General features: G+C 70.7%; 8 protein-coding genes. All 8 read left to right on the top strand.

Annotated features, from left to right (window positions below):
* The first annotated feature begins 123 nt into the window (after window positions 1-123).
* The 8 genes from AC6CR5_RS10675 (at window position 124) to AC6CR5_RS10640 (ending at window position 20,921) form a co-directional block, all read left to right on the top strand.
* Window positions 124-12,822: a putative filamentous hemagglutinin family protein gene (locus tag AC6CR5_RS10675; RefSeq protein WP_498085608.1), complete on the top strand. Its 12,699-nt coding sequence runs from the start codon at window positions 124-126 to the stop codon at window positions 12,820-12,822.
* Window positions 12,823-13,141: 319 nt separating this feature from the next.
* Window positions 13,142-14,758, top strand: coding sequence for a ShlB/FhaC/HecB family hemolysin secretion/activation protein (locus AC6CR5_RS10670; protein WP_006385391.1), 1,617 nt, complete (start codon window positions 13,142-13,144; stop codon window positions 14,756-14,758).
* A gap of 37 nt (window positions 14,759-14,795) precedes the next feature.
* Complete coding sequence (locus AC6CR5_RS10665; protein WP_498085607.1) at window positions 14,796-16,718, top strand: DUF2341 domain-containing protein; 1,923 nt, start codon at window positions 14,796-14,798, stop codon at window positions 16,716-16,718.
* A 13-nt stretch (window positions 16,719-16,731) separates the two neighbouring features.
* The gene (locus tag AC6CR5_RS10660) at window positions 16,732-17,151 is read left to right on the top strand and encodes an ExbD/TolR family protein (RefSeq protein WP_006384781.1); all 420 of its coding nucleotides are present in this window, start codon (window positions 16,732-16,734) and stop codon (window positions 17,149-17,151) included.
* A gap of 17 nt (window positions 17,152-17,168) precedes the next feature.
* Window positions 17,169-17,885, top strand: a complete 717-nt coding sequence (locus AC6CR5_RS10655) for an energy transducer TonB (protein WP_026383049.1) — start codon at window positions 17,169-17,171, stop codon at window positions 17,883-17,885.
* A gap of 36 nt (window positions 17,886-17,921) precedes the next feature.
* A complete protein-coding gene (locus AC6CR5_RS10650; protein WP_110059163.1) occupies window positions 17,922-19,622 on the top strand; it encodes a putative porin in 1,701 nt (566 codons plus the stop codon).
* A gap of 10 nt (window positions 19,623-19,632) precedes the next feature.
* Window positions 19,633-20,328, top strand: a complete 696-nt coding sequence (locus tag AC6CR5_RS10645) for a DNA repair protein (protein WP_235442319.1) — start codon at window positions 19,633-19,635, stop codon at window positions 20,326-20,328.
* Window positions 20,329-20,435: 107 nt separating this feature from the next.
* Window positions 20,436-20,921 (top strand): YbjN domain-containing protein, encoded by a 486-nt coding sequence (locus tag AC6CR5_RS10640; RefSeq protein WP_006385385.1) that lies wholly within the window; start codon window positions 20,436-20,438, stop codon window positions 20,919-20,921.
* The last annotated feature ends 12 nt before the right edge of the window (window positions 20,922-20,933 follow it).

The raw sequence follows: 20,933 nt of genomic DNA, 5'->3' as shown, positions 1-20,933 counted from the left end.
TGACGCTTCAGACGGTCTAGGCACCCATGCGCAGAATCGCCCGGTCCGTGCCGCCGTTTTTTCCCGGCGAACCGGCCCCGGCGCTGCAGATGCCAGATCCGATTCCAGGAAGGAAAAGCCGTCATGCCCAGCCGTAATCACGCTCTTGTTTCCCGCAGTTCCCCGCGGCGTTCGCGCCGTCCCGCCTGGCGCCTGAGGCCGGTGACGCAGGCGTTGGCGGTGCTGCTGGTGGCGGGCGGCTGGAGCGGCGCGGCGCAGGCGCAGGCGCGCGCCTTCAGCCCGGCCTGGTTCGCGGACAAGGGCGCGGTGCAGTCGACCGCGCAGCGTACCGGCCGCATGCCCGACGGCAGCCTGGCCGGCATCGGCAACAGCGCCCGCCAGCAGGCGCAGTCGCGCCAGCAGTTGCAGCGCTCGCTGGACAACCTGAATCGCACCGCCGCTGCGGTGGCCGCGCAGCAGGCGGCGCAGGCGGCGGCGCGCGCGGCCGCGGCGGCCAACGGCGCCGCCGTGCCGGACGGACTGGCGCAGGGCGGGCTGTGGATCGCCGAGGGCGCGCAGGCCAAATGGGAAGGCGCCAACAAGCCGCGCACCGGCACCGAGGGCGGGCGCCAGCTGGTGACCATCGAGCAGACCCAGTCGCGCGCCATCCTGAATTGGGACACGTTCAACGTGGGCCGCAATACCACGCTGCGGTTCCAGCAGAAGGCCGACGACGCGGTGCTGAACCGGGTAGTGGGCGCGTCGGCGCGGCCCAGCCAGATCCAGGGCGCGATCCAGGCCGACGGCACGGTGCTGGTGGTGAACCAGAACGGCGTGATCTTCAGCGGCACCAGCCAGGTCAACGCGCGCAACCTGGTGGTGGCCGCCGCCACCATGAGCGACGCGCAGTTCCGCGAGCGCGGCATCTACGCCGACGCCGACGGGAAGATCGCCACTTTCCAGGACGCGCTCGGCAGGATCGAGGTGCAGCCCGGCGCGCGCCTGGCCACCGCCGCGCCCGGCAGCGCCACGCGCGGCGGCGGCTACGTGCTGCTGGCGGGCAAGGAAGTGCTCAATGCCGGCGAGATCAGCACGCCGCAGGGCCAGGCGCTGCTGGCTGCCGGCGACAATTTCATCATCCGCCGCGGCCAGGGATCGGACAGCAACATCGGGTCCACCACCCGCGGCAACGAGGTGCAGGTGGCCGGCGCCGGGCTGGCGCGCAACACCGGCCTGATCCAGGCGCCGCAAGGCGACGTCACCCTTACCGCCCAGCGCGTTGAGCAGGCCGGCGTGGTGGTGTCGACCACTTCGGTCGACGCGCGCGGCACCATCCATCTGGACGCGCGCGGCAATGGCGCCGCCGTGACGCTGGCCGAGAGCGCCGTCAGCGCCATCCTGGTGGACGCCGGCCTGGCGACGGCGCTGGACGGCCAGCGCGGCAGCCTGCTGCAACCGGCCGTGAGCGGCAATACCGCGCTGGTTCCCGGCGACGAATTCCGCCGCGACCTGTCGCTGCTGCGCATCAGCAGCCAGGGCACGGTGGATTTCCAGGGCGGCTCGCTGTCGCTGGCCACCGGCGGCCAGGTGGCGGTCAAGGCCGATGGCCGCGCGCTGGTGCGCGACGGCGCCCGCATCGACGTGAGCGGCGCGGTCGGCGTGAGCGTGTCGATGGAGTCCAACAACCTCAAGATCAACCTGCAGGGCAACGAACAGCGCGACGCTCCGGTCAACCGCGACAGCAAGCTGCTGAACAACAGCGAGGTGTGGCTCGACCGGCGCGACCTGGTGCGCCTGGCGGCGGGCAGCGGCGGCAACGACACCGACCGCTGGTACACGGCCGGCGGGTTGCTGGAAGTGGGCGGCTACCTGGGCACGCTGGGCGTGCCGGTGAGCCACTGGCTGGCGCAGGGCGGGGTGGTGCGCTTCGATGGCGCCGAGGTGGTCACGCAGGCCGGCTCGGCCATCAACCTGTCGGGCGGCACGCTCGACGTGCAGAGCGGCGAGATTCGCCAGAGCTGGCTGCGCGGCGAGGACGGCCGCCTGTACCTGGCCGACCGCGCGCCGGGCGACCTGCTCTACAGCGGCCTGTACCGGGGCTACGAGGCCGTGTCGCGACGCTGGGGCGAGAACGCCACGCGGCGCTTCTACAACCCGCTGATCGCGCCGCCGACGCGCTACGAGTCGGGCTACACCGTGGGCCGCGACGCCGGCACGCTGGTGGTCTCGACCCGCAACGCGGTGCTGGACGGCGACCTGATCAGCGACACCTACCAGGGCGACCGCCAGACGCGCGCGCCGGTGGCCGGCCAGGACGGCTACAGCCAGTCGCACCGCAACGCGGCGCGCGCGGCGCAGTTCGTGGTGGGCAGCTACAAGCCGTACTACGACACCGCCGGCAATTTCCTGCGCTACCAGCTGGGCGCCACCGGCACGGCCGCCGAGGTGGCGGTGGGCAAGGACCTGGCGGGCCGTTCCGCCGGCCTGGACCTGGCCGATGCGCTGCCCGCCGACCTGACGGGCAAGCTGTTCCTGGACGCCGACCGCCTGAACGGCTTCGGCCTGGGCGCCATCCGCATCGCCGCCAGCCGCGACATCAGCGTCGACGCCGCCTTGCGCAGCGCCGATGGCGGCGAGATCACCCTGTACGCGCCCACCGTCGACATCAACGCCGACCTGGTCAGCCGCGGCGGCCTGATCCAGGCCGGCAACCTGCTGCGCCAGCCCGGCCAGACCGGTCGCGTCGAGGACGTCGCGCTGGCGCCGGCGGCCGGCGCCAAGGCCGCGCTGCGCGTGGCGGGCGGGGTCGTGCTCGATACGCGCGGCGTGTGGAGCAACCTCAAGCAGGACCCGGCCGCGCAACGCGGCCTGGCCGTCATCGATGGCGGCCGCGTGTCGCTGCGCGGCACCGGCGACGTGGCGCTGGCGGCGGGCAGCCTCATCGATGTGTCGTCGGGCGCGGCGCTGCTGACCAGCGGCGCGGTGCAGGGCGGACGCGGCGGCAGTGTGACGCTGGAAGCCAACGCCGTCAGCACGCAGGCCGAGTCGGGCGGCAAGGTGTCGCTGGCCGGCGCGGTGCGCGGCTACGGCGTGAGCGGCGGCGGGGCCTTCAGCCTCGCCAGCGGCGGCACCGTCGTGCTGGGCGGCCCGGCCGACGGCCTGGCGGCCGATGCCGTGCGGCTGGATCCGTCCTTGTTCCAGGCCGGCTTCGCCAGCTATGACATCAACGGCCATGGCGGCCTGCGGGTCGCCGAGGGCGCCGACATCGCCGTCGTCATGCCGGCATGGCGCATGCGGCGCGAAGCCGGCGCGCTGCCGGTATCGGGCGCCGACCCGGCCCAGGCCCTGGCGCTGTGGACGCCGCCGCTCTACACGGAAGATCCCAAGCGCGCCAGGCTGAGCCAGCGTGGCGGCGCCAGCCTGACGCTGCGCTCGGATCGCGCCGCCCTGGGCGGCGTGCTCGAGGTGGGCGAGGGCGCGCGGGTGGCGGTGGATCCGGGCCAGTCGATCCGCCTGGTCGGGGGCGACCAGATCACGGTGCTGGGCCGGCTGGTGGCGCCCGGGGGCCTGATCTCGATCCTGGACACGCGCGTGAATTCGCAGCAGAACTACACCCCCAAGGCCAACGGCCGCTCGGTGTGGATCGGCGGGCGCGCGGTGCTGGACGTGGCCGGCGACAGCCACGTCGCGCTGGCCACCGACGGCCGCCGCTATGGCGTGGCGCGCGCCGGCGGCAAGATCGAGATCGGCGGCATGCTGGACTGGGAAGCCGATGCCTACGCTCCGCGCCGGCCGATGGATCGGCACCTGATCCTGCGTCCCGGCTCGCTGCTGGACGCATCCGGATCACAGGCGCTGGTGGACCTGCCCGGCCGCGGCGCCACGCTGCTGGCCTACAACGGCGGCAGCATCGTGCTGGCGTCGGCCAACAGCCTGTACCTGGACGGCGACCTGCGCGCCGCCGCGGGGGGAGCGGGCGCGGTGGGTGGCACCCTGGGCGTGGCGCTGGCGCCCGCCTTCTACCTGAGAAGCCTGGCCGAGGCCGCGGTGCTGACGCCGCGCGTGCTGACGCTGTCGCAGCAGCGGGGCGCCCCGCTGCTGCCCTCCGACCTGCGTCCGGGCGAGCTTGCCGCGGACCTGCGCTACGGCGCCGGCGGCCTGGGCGTGGATCAGGTCCAGGCCGGCGGTTTCGGCAACCTGGCGTTGTTCGCGTCGGTAAGGGCCGAGAACGGCCTGTCGCTGGCCATGCCCCAGAGCCTGCGCCTGTCGGGCCCGTTGATGCTGAGCGAGAACGCGCCCGCGGACAGCCTGGTGCACCTGGCGGCGCCCTATGTGTTCCTGAATCACGCGGCCTATGAGCCGCCGTTGGGGTCCGACAGCGTGGTGCAGGTCGGCATGGTGGCGCCGGATTGGCTCAAGCGAGGGCACCGCCTGGTGCTGGACGCCGGCATGATGGATCTGCGCGGCATGCGCGACTTGCGCAGCTTCGATGATGTCCAGATCAACCTGGCCGGCGACCTGCGCCTGGCGAGGGTGTCGGTGGGCCAGGATTTCAATGGCAATACGCTGCTTGGCGCGCCGAACCGCCTGACCATCACCGCGGCCCAGATCTATCCCACCACCGGCGGCGGCGGCGGGATCGCCGCGGGCGAATACTACGGGCAGGGGGGCGGCAATGTACTGAGAAATCCGGATGCGGTGCTGACGATCCGGCGCGCCACGGATGAATTGCCCGATATGCCGTATTCCGCCTTCGGTTCGGTGACGCTATCGGGGCCCAATATCGTCCAGGGCGGCGTGGTGCGCGCGCCGCTTGGCTCGATTTTCTTCATGGGGCCTGAAGACGCGCCGTCCAGCGTGCGTTTCCTGGCCGGCAGCGTAACGTCGATCAGCGGCCAGGGGCTGGTAATGCCCTATGGAGGGACAACCGACGGCATCAAGTACCTGTACGGCGGGCAGGAAATCCGCACCACGGGCGTGGGGGGCAATGATCTGAACGGCGCGCCGCCCCGCATGATCCAGATCAACATGAAATCCATCGTGGCCGACGCCGGCTCGCTGCTGGACCTGTCAGGCGGCGGCGAACTGACCGGCGCCGCGTTCGTGCGCGGACGCGGCGGTTCCGTGGACGTGCTCAAGTACGCCATGGCCGACGCCAATCCCGGCTTCGGTTTCAGCAAGTCCGGCAATGCCGTCTATGCCATCGTGCCCGGCTTCGGCGGCGACTATGCGCCGGCCACGAAAGACGCCGCCATGCCTGCGTACGGCCAGCGCGTCACCATCGGCGCCGGCGTGCCGGGTTTGCCGCCCGGCACCTACACGCTGTTGCCCGCCAATTTCGCCATGCTGCCGGGCGCGTTCCGCGTCGAGGCTGGCGCGCCGGGCGTGTTCGACGCGGCGCAGGCCGCGCCGACCCGCGGCGGCTCCTGGGTGACCACGGGCCGGATGACGGCGCCGGGCGTCAACCCGGGCGCGGTGGCCGCCAGTCAGCTGCTGGTGACGCCGGGCGACGTGGTGCGCCGCCATGCGCAATACAACGAAACCTCGTACAGCGCCTTCCTGGTGGCGAACGCGGCGCGCACCGGCACGCCGTTGCCGATGCAGTTGGCCGACGCGGGCATGCTGCGCCTGAAGCTGACGCCGGGCGCGGGCCGCGAAGGCACGCCCGCCCTGTCGTTCGGCGGCGTGGCGCGCTTCTCCGCGGCGCCGGGCAGCACCGGCGCGGGCGGCACCCTGGCCGTGGACGTGCGCGGCGGCGGCCTGGAAATCCTGGGTCCGGGGCAGGCGCCGGCCCTGGCCGGCCCTGGTGTGGCCGTTTCCGCGGACGCGCTCAACGCCCTGCGTCCGGCGCGCATGGTGCTGGGCGGCGTGATAGGCGCCTCCACCCAGGCCGATGCGCTCGGCGCGATCAGCCTGGGCGGCGACGCCCAGCGCGTGCTGGTGCGCGGCGGCGCCAGCCTGTACGCGCCGGAGATCGTGCTGTTCTCACCCCACAACGGCAATATCACCATCGAGCAGGGGGCCGTCCTGTCCACCGTCGGGCTGGGACCGGCGCCGCAGGACGCGCGTGGCGGCTATTACTATTCGGTCCAGTCCAACGGCGCGCTGGTCCTGTCCAATGGGCTGGTCAACCTGCGACCGCCGACGCAGGACGGCCGTGTGGCCATCGACATCGGCGCCTGCGCGGGTGTCTGCTCGGGAACCACGCGCCTGGTGTCCGAAGGCACCATCGGCGCCGCCACCAACGGCGCCTTCACGCTGCGCGACAATGTCGAGTACGGCACGCGCAACCTGATGCTGAGCGTGTCCGGCCTGAATCTGGGCTCGCCGCAGGCGCTGGCCCAGGCCGCAGCGGCAGGACAATTGCCGCCCGGACTGGCGCTGGACCAGGATGCCCTGGCGCGGCTGCTGCGCGGCAATACGGCGTTGGGCGCGCCCGCGCTGGAAAGCCTGATCTTCAATGCCGCCGAATCCATCAACGTGTATGGCGCGGTGACGCTGGACACCCGCGCCGCGGCCGGCCCCTCGGCCTTGCGGCGGCTGGTGCTGGGCGCGCCGGCGGTGTATGGCTATGGCGCGGCGGGCGACACGGCGCGCATCAGTGCGTCGGAATTCGTCTGGGCCGGCTCGGTCAGGGCCGCGGTGGCCGGCAACGTGCCGTTGGGCTACGACCAGCCCGCGGCGCCCGGCGGCGCGGTGCTGGATCGCCTGGGCGACGGCAGCCTGACCATCGCCGCCGATGTCATCCGCTTCGACTACTCGCCCTACACGGTGCCGGCCTCGCTGGTGCCGGCCAACCGGCTGGCGCTGGGCTTTGCCGCGGTCAACCTGGAGGCGGCCCAGATGATCACGGGCGTGTCGACCGGCAGCCTGCACGTCTATCACAAGCAGAACGGCTATGTGGCGGAAGAAGGCTGGCGCTACCAGGGCGGCGATCTGACGCTGCGCACGCCGCTGTTGACGGGCGAGGCGGGCGCGACGCTGGCGTTGCGCGCCGGCGGCGCGCTGGCGCTGACGGGCACCGGCGCCGTGGCGCCCGCCCGCGACGTGCTGGGCGCCACGCTCGATCTGAAGGCGCAGCGCGTCACGCTGGATTCGACCGTGGCGCTGCCGTCGGGCAAGCTGGCCGTCAAGGCCGATGGCGACATCACGTTGGGCGCGGGGGCGCGCATCGACCTGGCGGGACGCGCCTTCACGGCGTTTGATGCCACCCGCTACAGCTGGGGCGGCGACCTCGAACTGAACAGCGTGGCCGGCAACATCGTCCAGGCCGCCGGGTCGGTCATCGACCTGTCGGCGCGCAACCAGCGCGGCGGCCGCATGCAGGCCTTGGCGCTGGGCGCGGCCGGCGGCCGCGTGGCGCTGGACGGCGTCATTCTGGGCGGGGCCAGCGGCGAGCACGATGCCGGCGGCACGCGCGTGCCCTACGACGGCGCCGAGATCACCCTGCGCGCGCAGACGCTGGCGGATTTCGCGGGCCTGAACCAACGGCTGAACCAGGGCGGCGTCACCGGCGCCCGTCGCTTCCAGCTCAAGCAGGGCGACCTGGTGGTGGGCGACGAGGTGCGCGCGCGCGTGGTCGAGATCAGCGTCGATGGCGGCAGCCTGACGGTCAATGGCCGCATCGACGCCAGCGGCCGCCAGGTCGGCAGCATCCGCCTGGCGGCGCGCGACGACCTGCGCATCAACGGCCTGCTGGACACGCATGGCACGCGCCTGCGCCTGGACAGCTATGGCAAGGTCATCGACGCCGCCAACCGCGCCATCATCGAACTGACCTCGCGCGACGGCACGTTGGCGCTGGACGCTGGCGCACGCTTCGATCTGCGCGCCGGCACCGACGACGCCAGCCGCCTGGGCGGCCGCCAACTCGGCACGCTCGACCTGAACGCCCGCCGCCTGGGCGGCGGCGGCGAGCGCGGCGCCATTGCCGGTTCCGGCGACGGCGCCAATGACGTGGCCATCGGCATCACGGGCACGCCGCAGATCCTGGGCGCCAAGACCATGGCCGTGAATGCCTTCCGCCGCTACGACGACGCGCCGCTGGCGCCCAAGCCGGACGTCAGCGGCAAGACGCCGCAGCTGATCACGCAGGCCTACCTGGACGGCATCGACGGCGAAAGCGTGGCCTACATGAACGCCGCGCTCGGCAACGGCGCGCTGGCCGCCCGCCTGGCGGCCCTGGGGCCGTACCACCTGCGTCCCGGCGTCGAGATCGTCAGCGCCACGCCCGATGGCAACCTGACGGTGTCGGGCGACATCGACCTGTCGAACTACCGCTACGGCCCCAATGCCAATCGCACGGTGGCCGCGCTGCGCGGCTACGGCGAGCCCGGCAAGCTGGTGCTGCGCGCCGGCGGCGACCTGGCCATCCACGGCAGCATCAACGACGGCTTCGCGCCGCCGCCCGAGACCCTCGACGACAGTGGCTGGAAGCTGGTCGAAGGGCGGTTCCTGGACAATGGCCAGACGCCGTTCGGGGAAGACCTGGTGGTGCCCATCGATGGCGTCCAGCTGGAAACGGGCACCATCTTCCCGGCCGGCCGCGCGCTGAACTACGACCTGCCGGCGCAGGCCGCCACGCTGCCGGCCGGCACCGTGCTGCCGATGGCGGCGACGCTGAACGGCCCGCTGGCGCTACCCGCCGGCCTGGTGCTGACCGGCGACCTGACGCTGGCCGACGGCCGCGTGCTGCGCGCCGGCTCGGTGCTCCAGGAGGCGCTGACGCTGGGCGCGGGCGCCCGCCTGGGCGTGGGCTTCACGCTGCGCAACGAGGCGGCGCTGCAGGCCTTCACCTGGCCCAAGGGCGTGCCACTGCCGGCCGCGCTCAAGGCCAGCGCGCGCCTGGACCTGGCGCGCGGCTCGCTGATTCCGTCACAGACCTTCATCGAACTGCCCGGCGACCAGCCCATCAACCTGCGTCCGGTCGGCCCGGACGGCCGGCAGGGCCGCAACTGGGCCCTGGCGCCGATGCTGGGCGAAGGCGCCAGCGCCTGGAGCCTGATGGCGGTGGCGGGCGCGGACCTGACCGCGGCCGACATGGCGGCGCGCCGCGCCGACGGGCAGGGCGACATCATCCTGGCCGATACGCACTACGGCCGGCTGGGCTTTGGCACCAAGACCATCACCAGCGTCTTCATCGGCGACCGTGTGCTGACGCAGCTCGCCATCACGGACCTCGGTTTGGACCCGTCGTTGCTCGGGACCTCGCCAAAGGCCATCGCCGAAAGCTTCTTCATGACCGAGGATGAGTTCTGCGCTGGCACGGGCTACTGCGAAACGGCCTCGCGCACGCTGACGCTGGCCGGGGCGATCATGTATTTCGGCGACCCTGCCTACGTCGGCTACTCCGTCAGGAAACTGGCGGAAGAGTGGTTCATCGATGAGAACGAGGTGTGCTTCGACGCCAGTTATTGCGAAGGCGGCGGCCGCATGGAGACCACCGTGACGCGCGACTACCGCTACGCGGACCGCGCGCCGCTGTTCAGCGTGCTGCGCACCGGCACCGGCGACCTGTCGCTGCTGGCCGGGCGCGACGTCGGCATGGCCTCGGTCTACGGCGTGTACACGGCCGGCGCGCCCTCGTCGCTGGGGGCGCCGCTGGACGCGCGCTTCAACCTGCCGCGCGGCACCACAGACGATGACGCCGTGCTGGGCACCATCCAGCACGATGGCAAGTACGACGCGGCGCTGGCCGCCTATCGCGCCTGGTACCCGGACCAGGGCGGCAACCTGACCGTGGCGGCGGGCCGCGACATCTACGGCGATGCATGGAGCGCGAATTCCATGAACGCCCAGCGCTATGGCACCCAGGATGTCGAATACACCAAATACCCCAGCGCCGCGCTCAGCAACTGGCTGTGGCGCCAGGGCAGCGTGGGCATGCCGGGCGTGAACGACATCGCGTCGAGCTGGTGGATCAACTTCGGCACGTACGCGGCCAATGCCTCGACCAACAGCCAGCAGCCGCGGGTCGTGGGTTTCACCGGCTTCGGCACCCTGGGTGGCGGCAATCTCAGCATCAGCGCCGGACGCGATGCCGGCGTGCGCGATGCGCGCGGCGACGCGCTGCTCAACAACAATCTGGCATCCGGCCGTTCGCAGGCCCTGGTGGCCGTGGTGGCCGGCACCGGCCGGGTGGTCGACGGCGACCTGGTGTTGACGGGCGGCGGCGACATGGATCTGCGCATCGGTGGCGCGTACAACCCCAATCTGCGCGCGATGCAGCAGACCGACGGCAGCGCTGGCACCGGCACCGGCTATGCCGGCAACTTCGAGGATGTCGATCTGAACGGGCTGCTGGTCAATCTGCGCGGGCAACTGGCGTTGACGGCGGGCCGCGTCGGCGGCATCTCGCTGTTCTATGGCGACGGCGCCCAGCTACGCGCGCCCGATATGTCCGCGGTGGGCGGAGGCAAGCCCATGGGCGGGCCGCGCCTGCTGCTGGGCGATGCGGTGGCCTCGCTGGATACGCGCGGCGACCTGGTGCTGGCCGATGCGCCGGACCCCGGCCGCGTGCGCCAGATCAACACCAGCCCCTACACCCAGGGCAGCCTGTCCAAGGGCGGCGGCGCCGAAAGCTGGTTCACGTTGTGGACGCCGGCCACGGCCATCGACCTGTTCTCGGCGGGCGGCAACCTGACGCCGCTGACCACCAACAATACCTTCAAGCCGGGCACCGACCTGCAGATCGATGAAACGACCCGCTTCGGCGCGCAGCGGCAGATGAGCTACCTCTACCCGTCCAAGCTTGGCGTGACGGCGGCCGGCGGCAATATCATCCTGGCCGCCACCACGCGCGAGGCGGAAAGCGTCAACCACGTGCTGTTGCTGGCGCCGTCGTCCAGCGGTGAATTGTCGATGCTGGCCGGGGGGTCGATCTTCGCCGCGGGTGCTCACGCGGTGTCGATCTCCGGCGCGGACACGCCGCTGCCGACGCCGTGGCGCCCCGGTTTCATGGCCATCAATGCGGGCGAGAACAACGACCAGACCATCTTCAATGTCTCGGTCGAGGGCAACAAGGTCTGGCAGAACTCGCCCAAGCCGTTGTTCACGTTCGGTCCCAATACGCCATTGGATGCGTCGCCGCGCCAAGGCGGAACGGCAGTGGCGCGTTTCCATGCCGTGGATGGCGATATCGTCGGCCTGCGCGCCGGCGCCGAGACGCGGATCATGACGGATGCCTTGCAGGGGCGGCCGCGCACCGTGCTGACCTGGTACGAGGCCGCATTGCCGGTCTCGGTGCGGGCGGGGCGCGACATCCTCGGGATGAGCGCGCTGGGCCTGCACAGCAACGCCAACGACCTGTCGCAGGTGAGCGCCGGGCGCGACATCGTGCGGGCCGACCTGACGGTGGCCGGCCCCGGCACGCTGCTGGTGCAGGCGGGCCGCAACATTCGCCAGGACGACGTGGCCAGCATCGTCAGCGTCGGCGCCATCGTGCGCGGCGACGCGCGCCCCGGCGCCAGCGTTGCCGTGCTGGCGGGCGTCGGCCCGCAGGGGCCGGACTACGCCGGCCTGCTGGCGCGCTACCTGGATCCGGCGCGGGCGCTGGCCGCCGGCCAGACGCTGGGAGCCAATCCGGACCGCGTGGTGCAATCCTACGCCGGTGAACTGTCGCTGGCCGGCTGGCTGCGGCAGGTGTATGGCTACCAGGGCGACGAGGCCGGCGCGCCGGCGGAACTGTCGCAGCGCCAGGCGCAGCTGGATGCCGAGGTGGCGGCCGATCCGTCGCGCAAGCGCCGCGACCTGATGCAGGACTATCGCCAGGAAAGCGAGCTGCACCTGGTCAACTGGCTGCGCGCGCACCACGGCTACGACGGCGGCGAAGACGGCGCGCGCGCGGCGCTGGATGCCCTGGCGTCCGAGCAGCAGGGCATCTACGCGCGCCAGCTGTACTTCGCCGAACTGCGCAAGGGCGGCCGCGAGTACAACGAGCAGGGCGGCCCGCGCAGCGGCAGCTACCTGCGCGGCCGCCGCGTCATCGCGGCGCTGTTCCCGCAGACCGACGCCGAAGGCGCGCAGCGCTTGTACCAGGGCGACTTCACCATGTATGGCGGCGCCGGCCTGCGCACGCAGTTCGGCGGCAACATCCAGGTGCTGACCCCGGGCGGACAGCAGGTGCTGGGCATCGAAGGCGCGGCGCCGCCGGCGACGGCGGGCGTGGTGACGCAGGGGCAGGGCGACATCCAGCTGTACGCGCTGGGCAGCGTGCTGCTGGGACAGAGCCGCATCATGACCACCTTCGGCGGCCACATCCAGGCCTGGTCGGCGGAGGGCGACATCAACGCCGGCCGCGGCGCCAAGACCACCGTGCTGTATACGCCGCCCAAGCGCGTCTATGACGCCCTGGGCAACGTCACCCTGGCGCCGACGGCGCCGTCCACGGGCGCCGGCATCGCCACGCTGGCGCCGATCGCCGAGGTGCCGGCGGGCGACGTCGACCTGATCGCGCCGCTGGGCACCATCGACGCGGGCGAGGCCGGCATCCGCGTGTCGGGCAACGTCAACGTGGCGGCGCTGCATGTGGTCAATGCCGCCAACATCCAGGTGCAGGGCGACAGCAAGGGCATCCCGGTGACGGCGGTGGTCAACACCGGCGCGCTGTCGTCGGCCAGCGCGGCGTCCTCGGCCGCGTCCGGCGCGGCGCAGGAATCGGTGCAGCGCGCCCGCCAGCAGGCGCGCCAGAACCAGCCGTCCATCATCAGCGTGCAGGTCCTGGGCAACGGCAACGAACCGCTGACCGGCGCCGGCGCCGGCGCGGCGCCGCAACCGCGCGCGGCCGCGCCGTCCTATCGTCCCGACGGCGTGGTGCAGGTGCAGGGCGTGGACAACGGCGGTTGATGCCGGGGTTGCAACCGGTCGGAAAAAATCCGGCCGGTTGTCATGCCCGCGTCATGAAAGCACGGCGCAAAACGCGTGGCAGGGCCCGGTGAAAACCGGGCCCTGATTCTTTTCTGCGCACCTTTTCCGCGGGCCGGCGCTGTTTCATGAAATTTTTCTTACAACGCGCAGTCCGCGCCGTCCGGGAACGTCTAGTAACAAGCAGAAGCTGTAGACGCGGGTATGCGGGCAGAAAGCCGTAACAGGATTGTCGCAAGCGCGCTGCACGGTAGCGGCCGGTGCCAGACCGGCTATCACACAAGGAACTGAGTGCATCGCTATGCATGATTTCGAGAGCAGGGGCGGCGCGCTGCGCGCCATGATGCGCGGCGCGCCGGGAGCGGTGGCGCTGGCGTTGGCCGTGAACGTGGCCTGGGCGCAGCCGGCGCCGGCCGCGCAGGAGGCGCGCCGCGTCAACATCAACGAATACATCGTGCGCGGCAATACCGTGCTGGAAGCCCGCGACATCGAGAAGGCCGTCTATCCCTACCTGGGGCCCGACCGCACGCTGGCCGACATCGAGGCCGCGCGCGAAGCCTTGCAGGCCGTCTACCAGGAACGGGGCTACCAATCCGTGTACGTCGATCTGCCCGAGCAGCAGGTGGCCGACGGCATCGTGTTCCTGCAGGTGGCCGAAACCAAGGTCGGCCGCGTGCGCGTGGTGGGGGCCAAGCACTATTCGCCGCTGGCCATCCGCGACGAGGTGCCGGCACTGCGGGAAGGCGAGGTGCCCAACTTCAACCAGGCGCAGGCCGAGCTGACAGACCTGAACAAGGGCGCCAGTCGCCAGGTGGTGCCGCTGGTCAAGGAAGGCCGCATCCCCGGCACCATGGATGTGGACCTCAAGGTCGAGGACAAGAATCCGTGGCACGCCAGCCTGGGCCTGAACAATGACTACAGCGCCGACACCTCGCGCCTGCGCAGCACCGCGTCGCTGGGCTATGACAACCTGTGGCAGCTGGGCCATTCGGTCAGCCTGACCTTCTTCACGGCGCCGCAGGAAACCGACAACGCCAAGGTCTGGTCCGGCTCGTACTCGATGCCGCTGGACAAGCAATGGAGCCTGCAGTTCACCGGCTACAAGAGCGACAGCAACGTTGCCACCATCGGCGGCACCAACGTGCTGGGCAAGGGCTATTCGTTCGGCATGAGCGCCATCTACACCCTGGCGCCGCAGGGCGATTGGTACAACTCGCTGTCGGTCGGCCTGGACTACAAGAAGTTCGACGAGACCACGCGCTTCGGCGGCAACGAAGACCTGATCCCGCTGAAGTACGTGCCGTTCACTTTCTCGTACAACGGCTACCGCTATTCCGAAGCGTCGCAGAGCAGCATCGGCCTGTCGCTCGTGGGCGCCAGCCGCTCGTTCTTCGGCCTGGGCAGCGACTGGAAGGAATTCGACGACAAGCGCTACCGCGCCAGCCCCAGCTTCGCGCTGCTGCGCGGCGACGGCACCCATACCCAGAACCTGTTCGGCGACTGGCAGCTGGGCTTGCGCGCCGGCTTCCAGCTGGCTTCGGGCGCGCTGGTGTCGAACGAGCAGTTCTCCGCCGGCGGCAGCACCAGCGTGCGCGGCTACCTGGCGGCCGAGCGCACCGGCGACGACGGCTTCCTGGGTTCGGTCGAGTGGCGCACGCCGTCGCTGGCGCGCTGGCTCGGCAGCAATGTCAACGAATGGCGCTTCTACGCCTTTGCCGATGCCGCCACGCTGCGCCTGCGCGATCCGCTGCCCGAGCAGGATTCGAGCTACTCGCTGGCCAGCGTCGGTCTGGGCACGCGCCTGCAGGTGCTGGACTGGCTGTCCGGCTCGCTGGACTGGGGTTATCCGCTCAAGGACGGCCCCAACACCAAGAAACACGATCCCCGATTGAACTTCAGCGTCCGCGCCAGCTTCTGAGCGCGCGCGAAACCGTATTTATCCCGGAGTCCTGACCATGCAACGCTTATTGATGCTCCTACTGACCGTGCTGGCCGGCGTGCTACCGTCCGCCGCCAACGCCTGGTGGCAACCCGACTGGCAGTACCGCAAGCAGATCACCGTCGACAGCACGCCGCAGGGCGCGCCCTTGGGCGGGCCCGCTGGCCGCACGCCGCTGCTGGTGCGCCTGCACACCGGCAATTTCACCTTCGACGGCATCAACGAGAAGGGCGCCGACATCCGTTTCGTGGCCGGCGACGACCAGACGGTGCTGAACCACCAGCTGGAAGCCTTCGATCCGCTGCTGGGCATGGCGCTGGTGTGGGTCGACCTGCCGGACCTGGCCGATGGCCAGCGCCAGGACATCTGGATGTACTACGGCAACCAGAAGGCGCCGGCATCGGCCAACGGCCAGCTGACGTTCGATCCGAACTACACGCTGGTCTACCACTTCGACAATGCCGCCGGCGCCCCGCCGCGCGACACCACCGGCAACAGCAACAATGCCCAGACGCCCATGGCCGCCGCGGTCGACGGCGTGATTGGCCGCGCCGCGCAATTCGCCGGCGGCGCGCCGCTGATGCTGCCCGCCAGCCCCTCGCTGGCCGTGCCCGCCGCGGGCGCCTTCAGCTTCAGCGCCTGGGTGCGCGCCGACCAGCCGGCCGGTGAGCAACTGGTGTATGCGCGCCGCGACGCCGGCAACGCGCTGCTGATCGGTATCAACCAGGGCGTGCCCTTCGTCGAAGTGAACGGCCAGCGCAGCCAGCCCGGCCAGTCGCTCACGCCGGCCGCCTGGCAGCACCTGGCCGTGACGGCCGACGGCAGCCGCGTCACGCTGTACGTGAACGGCCGCGCCACGTCCTCGCTGGCCGCCAGCCTGCCGCCGCTGAATACGCCCGCCGCCCTGGGCGGCGACGTGCCGGCCCCGGCCGTGGCCGCCGCGCCGGCCGCGCCCGCCAATGGTGAAGCCGGCGCCGCGCCGGCCGAAGCGGCCGCCGCCCCGGCGCCGCGCGTGTACGCGCCGTTCGTCGGCGCCATCGACGAAGTGCGCCTGTCGCGCGTGGCCCGTCCGGCCGCGCTGCTGCTGGCCGACGCGACCTCGCAGGGCGCCGAGTCGCGCCTGGTGGCCTACGGCAACGACGAAGAACAGTCGGGCTTCGGTTTCGGCGGCCTGGGGTTCCTGCTCAAGGCTGTGCCGGTCGACGCCTGGGTCATCATCGCCATCCTGGTGCTGATGATGGTGCAGTCGTGGGTCATCATGATCAAGAAGAGCCGCAACGTGGCGCGCGTGGCCAGCGCCAACGAGGCCTTCCGCGAGTCCTTCGCCAAGGTCGGCCAGCGCCTGGAGCTGCTGGCCGACGACGCCGCCCTGGCCAAGCGCCTGGAGCACGCCTCGCTGTGGCGCCTGTACCGCGTGGCGGTCAATGAAATCCGCACCCGCCGCGAACAGGGCGCCGACACCAGTTCGATCTCGGCCGCCACCATCGAAGCCATCCGCGCCTCGATGGACGCCGTGCGCACCAAGGAAAACCAGGTGCTGGGCGCCAAGCTCGGCTCGCTCTCGAACGCCATTGCCGGCGGCCCGTACATCGGCCTGCTGGGCACGGTGCTGGGGATCATGGTGGTGTTCCTGGGCACCGCCATGGCCGGCGACGTCAACATCAACGCCATCGCCCCGGGCATGGCCGCCGCGCTGCTGGCCACCGCCATGGGCCTGTTCGTCGCCATCCCGGCGCTGTTTGGCTACAACCGCCTGGTCTCGCGCAACAAGGAAGTCAGCGCCGACATGCGCGTGTTCGTTGACGAGTTCGTGACGCGACTGGCCGAAGTGCATGGCGAAAGCCAGGCCCAGGAAGCCGCCCACCAAGGCGGCGCGCGCGCCGCGGCCGCCGCCCGCCCGACCGCGCGCGAGCCGCAGCCGGCCGCCGCCGAAGCATAAGGAGACGACCCCCATGGCTTCCGTATCCGCATCCCAGGACGACGATGACGACGCGCCCGTCGACGGCATCAACATCACGCCGCTGGTCGACGTGCTCATGGTCGTGCTGGTCATGTTCATCCTGACCGCCACGGCGCAGATCGCCGGCATCAAGGTCAACCTGCCCAAGGCCAGTTCGTCCATCGCCCTGTCGCAGCCCAAGACGAAGGCGATTTCCGTCAACGACGCGGGCCAGGTGTTCCTGGACGCCTATCCGGTGACCCTGCCCGAGCTGGAAGACCGGCTGCGCACGGAAAAAGCGTTGAACCCGGACTTTCCGGTGATCGTGCGCGGCGACTCCGCCGTGCAGTACCAGAAAGTGGTGGAAGTGCTGGACCTGCTGCGCCGGCTGGAACTGGCCCAGGTCGGGCTGGTCACCGGCAAGCCGCGATAGGAGCCGAGGCGACCGTCATGCCGCAACACGCATCCGATTCCCCGCGCACGCCGCACCCCGCGCGCCGCTGGCTCAAGCTGGCCGCGGTCGCGGTGGCGCTGATCGCGGCGGCCTACGCGCTATGGCGCTGGGCCAACGACATGGCCGGGGTGCGCCGCGAGGCGCCCAAGGCCACCGCGATCATCCCGCTGCCGCCGCCGCCTCCGCCGCCGCCCGAGCCCGAAAAGCCGCCCGAGCCCGAGCCGCCCAAGGAAGAGCCGGTGGCGCCGCCCGAGCCCGAGCCGCAGCCCACGCCCGAACCGCCCAAGCCGCAGGACGAGGCGCCGCCGCGCCCGGCCGACGACCTGGCCAACCCGATGCAGATCGATGGCGATGCCCAGGCCGGCACCGACGCGTTCAACATCGGCGCCGGCCAGGGCAAGGGCATGGCCGGCGGCGGAGGAGGGCGCGGTGGCAACGGCACCTACAACCAGTACGTCGCCTACGCGCTGCAGAAGATCCTGAGCCAGGACGACCGCACCCGCAATCTGAGTTTCCGCACGTACGTGGACATCTGGTTCGACGCCGACGGAAAGATCACGCGCGTGTCGCTGGGTCGCGCCGGCGCCGACGCCGAGATCGATGCCCGCGTGGTGGAGACGTTGCGCGCCGTGCCCCGTATCGACGAACGGCCGCCCGCCTCCATGGGCATGCCGATGCGAATCCTGGTGACGGGTCGCCGTCCCTCTCCCTGAAGTGCTGAATTGAACCGATCCTGGAGTGCCAAGAGAATGAAGTTCCAATTGAACCGGTTGGCGGCATCGCTGGCCCTGGCCGCGGCGGGCGCCGCCGCGTTGCCGGTCACGGCCAACGCCGCGCCCGCCCCGTCCGAAAACGCCACCATCAACCTGATCCGCCTGCTGGTGCAGCAGGGCGTGCTCAAGCCGGAGCAGGCCGACGCCCTGGTGGCCCAGGCCGAAGCCGAAGCCAAGGCCGCCCGCGCGGCGCCGCAGGATCGCGGCGCCGCCGTGGCCCAGGCGGGCGACGTGCGCGTGCCGTACATCCCGCAGACCGTGCGCGACCAGATCCGCGACGAGGTCAAGGCCGAAGTGATGGTGCAGGCCAAGGAAGAGAACTGGGCCCAGCCCAACACATTCCCCGACTGGGTTTCGCGCATCACCATCGATGGCGACGTGCGCGTGCGCGACGAGTCGCGCCTGTACTCGGGCGGCAACAGCAACGAAATCGTCGATTTCGCCAAGCTCAACGCCAAGGGGCCGTACGACCTGAACCGCAACACCAACGGCAACTATCCGCCGATGCTGAACACGCGCGAGGACCGCCGCAACCAGCTGCGCGTGCGCGCCCGCCTGGGCGTGCGCGCCGACATCTCGGAAGCCTGGACGGCCGGCATCCGCCTGGCTACCGGCAGCGACGACAGCCCGGTCTCGACCACCCAGACGCTGGGCGGCGGCATGGGCAAGAAGGACATCTGGCTGGACCAGGCCTACCTGACCTACCGTCCCGCCAAGTGGGCCACGGTGACGGGCGGCCGCATCGCCAATCCGTTCGAGTCCACCGACATGCTGTTCTCGAACGACCTGAACTTCGACGGCGTCGCCGCGATCTTCAAGCACCCGCTGGAAGGCCGCGACGTGACCCTGTTCGGCACCCTGGGCGCGTTTTCGACCGAGTACGGCTCGAACGGCTGGAACTCGTCGTCGTTCTCGGAAGGCAAGAGCGAAGACAAGTGGCTGCTGGCCGCCCAGGCCGGCGCCGACTGGAAGATCGACAGCCGCAATAGCCTGCGCGGCGCGCTGGCCTACTACCACTTCGACAACATCGCCGGCAAGCGCTCCAGCCCCTGCTCGCCGTGGGCCGGCCAGGAAAACTGCGACACCGACTGGTCGCGCCCGGCCTTCATGCAGAAGGGCAACACCCTGTTCCTGCTGCGCGATATCACCTCCAACCCGCAGGATCCGGCCAACACGCCGCAGCCGCAGTACGTCGGCCTGGCGTCCAAGTTCGACCTGCTCGACGTGAACCTGCGCTGGGACACGCGCGTGTTCAACGGCCTGGGCCTGCGCGTGAACGCCAACTACATCCGCAACCTGGCCTACAGCAAGAGCAAGATGATGAACCGCTCGCAAGGCAACATCGTCAACAACTTCGGCGAGAACGGCGATGTCGAAAGCGGTCCCAACGCCTGGATGCTGCAGGCCACGCTGGGCCGGTCGTACGACCTGAAGGAGAAGGGCGACTGGCTGGCCTTCGTCGGCTACAAGTACATCCAGCCGGATGCGCTGCCCGACGCCTTCAACGATTCGTCGTTCCACCAGGGCGGCACCAACGCCCGCGGCTACTACATCGGCGGCGGCTACGCCTTCGACAAGAACGTGTACGGCGTCCTGCGCTGGATGAGCACGCGCGAGATCTACGGCGCGCCGCTGTCCATCGACACCATGCAGTTCGAGATCAACGCCAGGTTCTGAGGCCATGGACATGCATACCTTGTGGGATGAATCGCGCCAGCCGCGGGCGCGGGAACGCGGCCGGCGGCTGGCCGCCGCCGCGGCCCTGTGCGCCGCGGGCCTGAGCGTGGCGCTGCCGGCGCAGGCCGAGAGCATGGAAGAGCGCCTGCGCGCCCAGTTGCGCAGCACCACCCAGCAACTGCAGCAGCTGCAAAGCGAGCAGGCCCAGGTCAACGCCGCCAAGGCCGCGGCCGAAGCGCAGCGCGACGCCGCCCAGAAAGAACTGGCCGCCTTGCGCAGCCAGCTGGCGAGCGCCAAGGGCCAGGCCGAGAAGCTGGCCGGGCAGCAGGAGGCCGTGATGGAAAGCGCCCAGGCGCAGGTGGCCGCCAGCCACGCCCAGCTGGGCAAGTTCAAGGGCGCCTACGACGAGCTGTTGACGCTCTCGCGCGCCAAGGAGGCGGAACGGCAGACGCTGGCCCGCACCCTGGCGCAGCGCGACACCGAGGCCAAGGCCTGCATCGCCAAGAACCGCGAGATGTACGAGGCCGGCAAGGAAATCCTGAACGCCTACGAGCGCATCGGCGCCGGCGGCATCCTGGCCATGAAACAGCCGTTCGCCGGCAGCGCGCGCGTCAAGTTCGAGGAGCAGGCGCAGGCGTATGGCGACAAGCTGTACGACGCGCAGGTCGGCGCGACCGCGCCGGCGGCGCCGGCGGCCCAACCCTGAGCATCCAGGCGCTGTCTTATCTCTTTCATGCAGGGAGACTGTAATGAACGGCTTTGCTTGCGAACCGATCTCTCTGAATTGATCTCTTTTACCTAGGAATGACTGTAATGACCGACTCCAGCCTGATTCTCGACGTGAACGCCGAACGCCTGCAGGAACTGCTGCAATCCGCGGGCTATCGCGTCACCGTGTCCGAGCAGAACGGCATGGTGCAACTGCTGAGCGCCAGCCAGGGCGTGGGCTTTGCCGCGCGCATGGGCAACCCCGCCGTCGAACCCGGCAGCTACCTGGACTACACGCTGAGCTGCGCGCTGCGCGTGCAGGGCGAACTGCCGCCCGGACTGGCCGAGCGCTGGAACGTCGAAAAGCGCTTCGCCCGCCTGACGGTGCAGGGCGTGTTCCTGGTGCTGGAACTGGACGTGATCCTGGCCGGCGGCGTGTCCGAGAACTACCTGCGCGCCACCGCCGAACTGTGGGATCGCCTGCTGCAGGAATTCCTGTTGTTCCTGCGCGCCAACGCCAGCGCCGAAGCCGGCGCCGATACCGACGCCGTTGAACCGCGGCAGGACGCCGCCACCGAGGCGCTGAACTGATCCATCCGCCAG

This window comes from Achromobacter sp. EG18, from assembly GCF_059759395.1.
The sequence above is the reverse complement of the archived record's forward strand: the minus strand, read 5'-3'. Positions and strand labels throughout refer to the sequence as shown.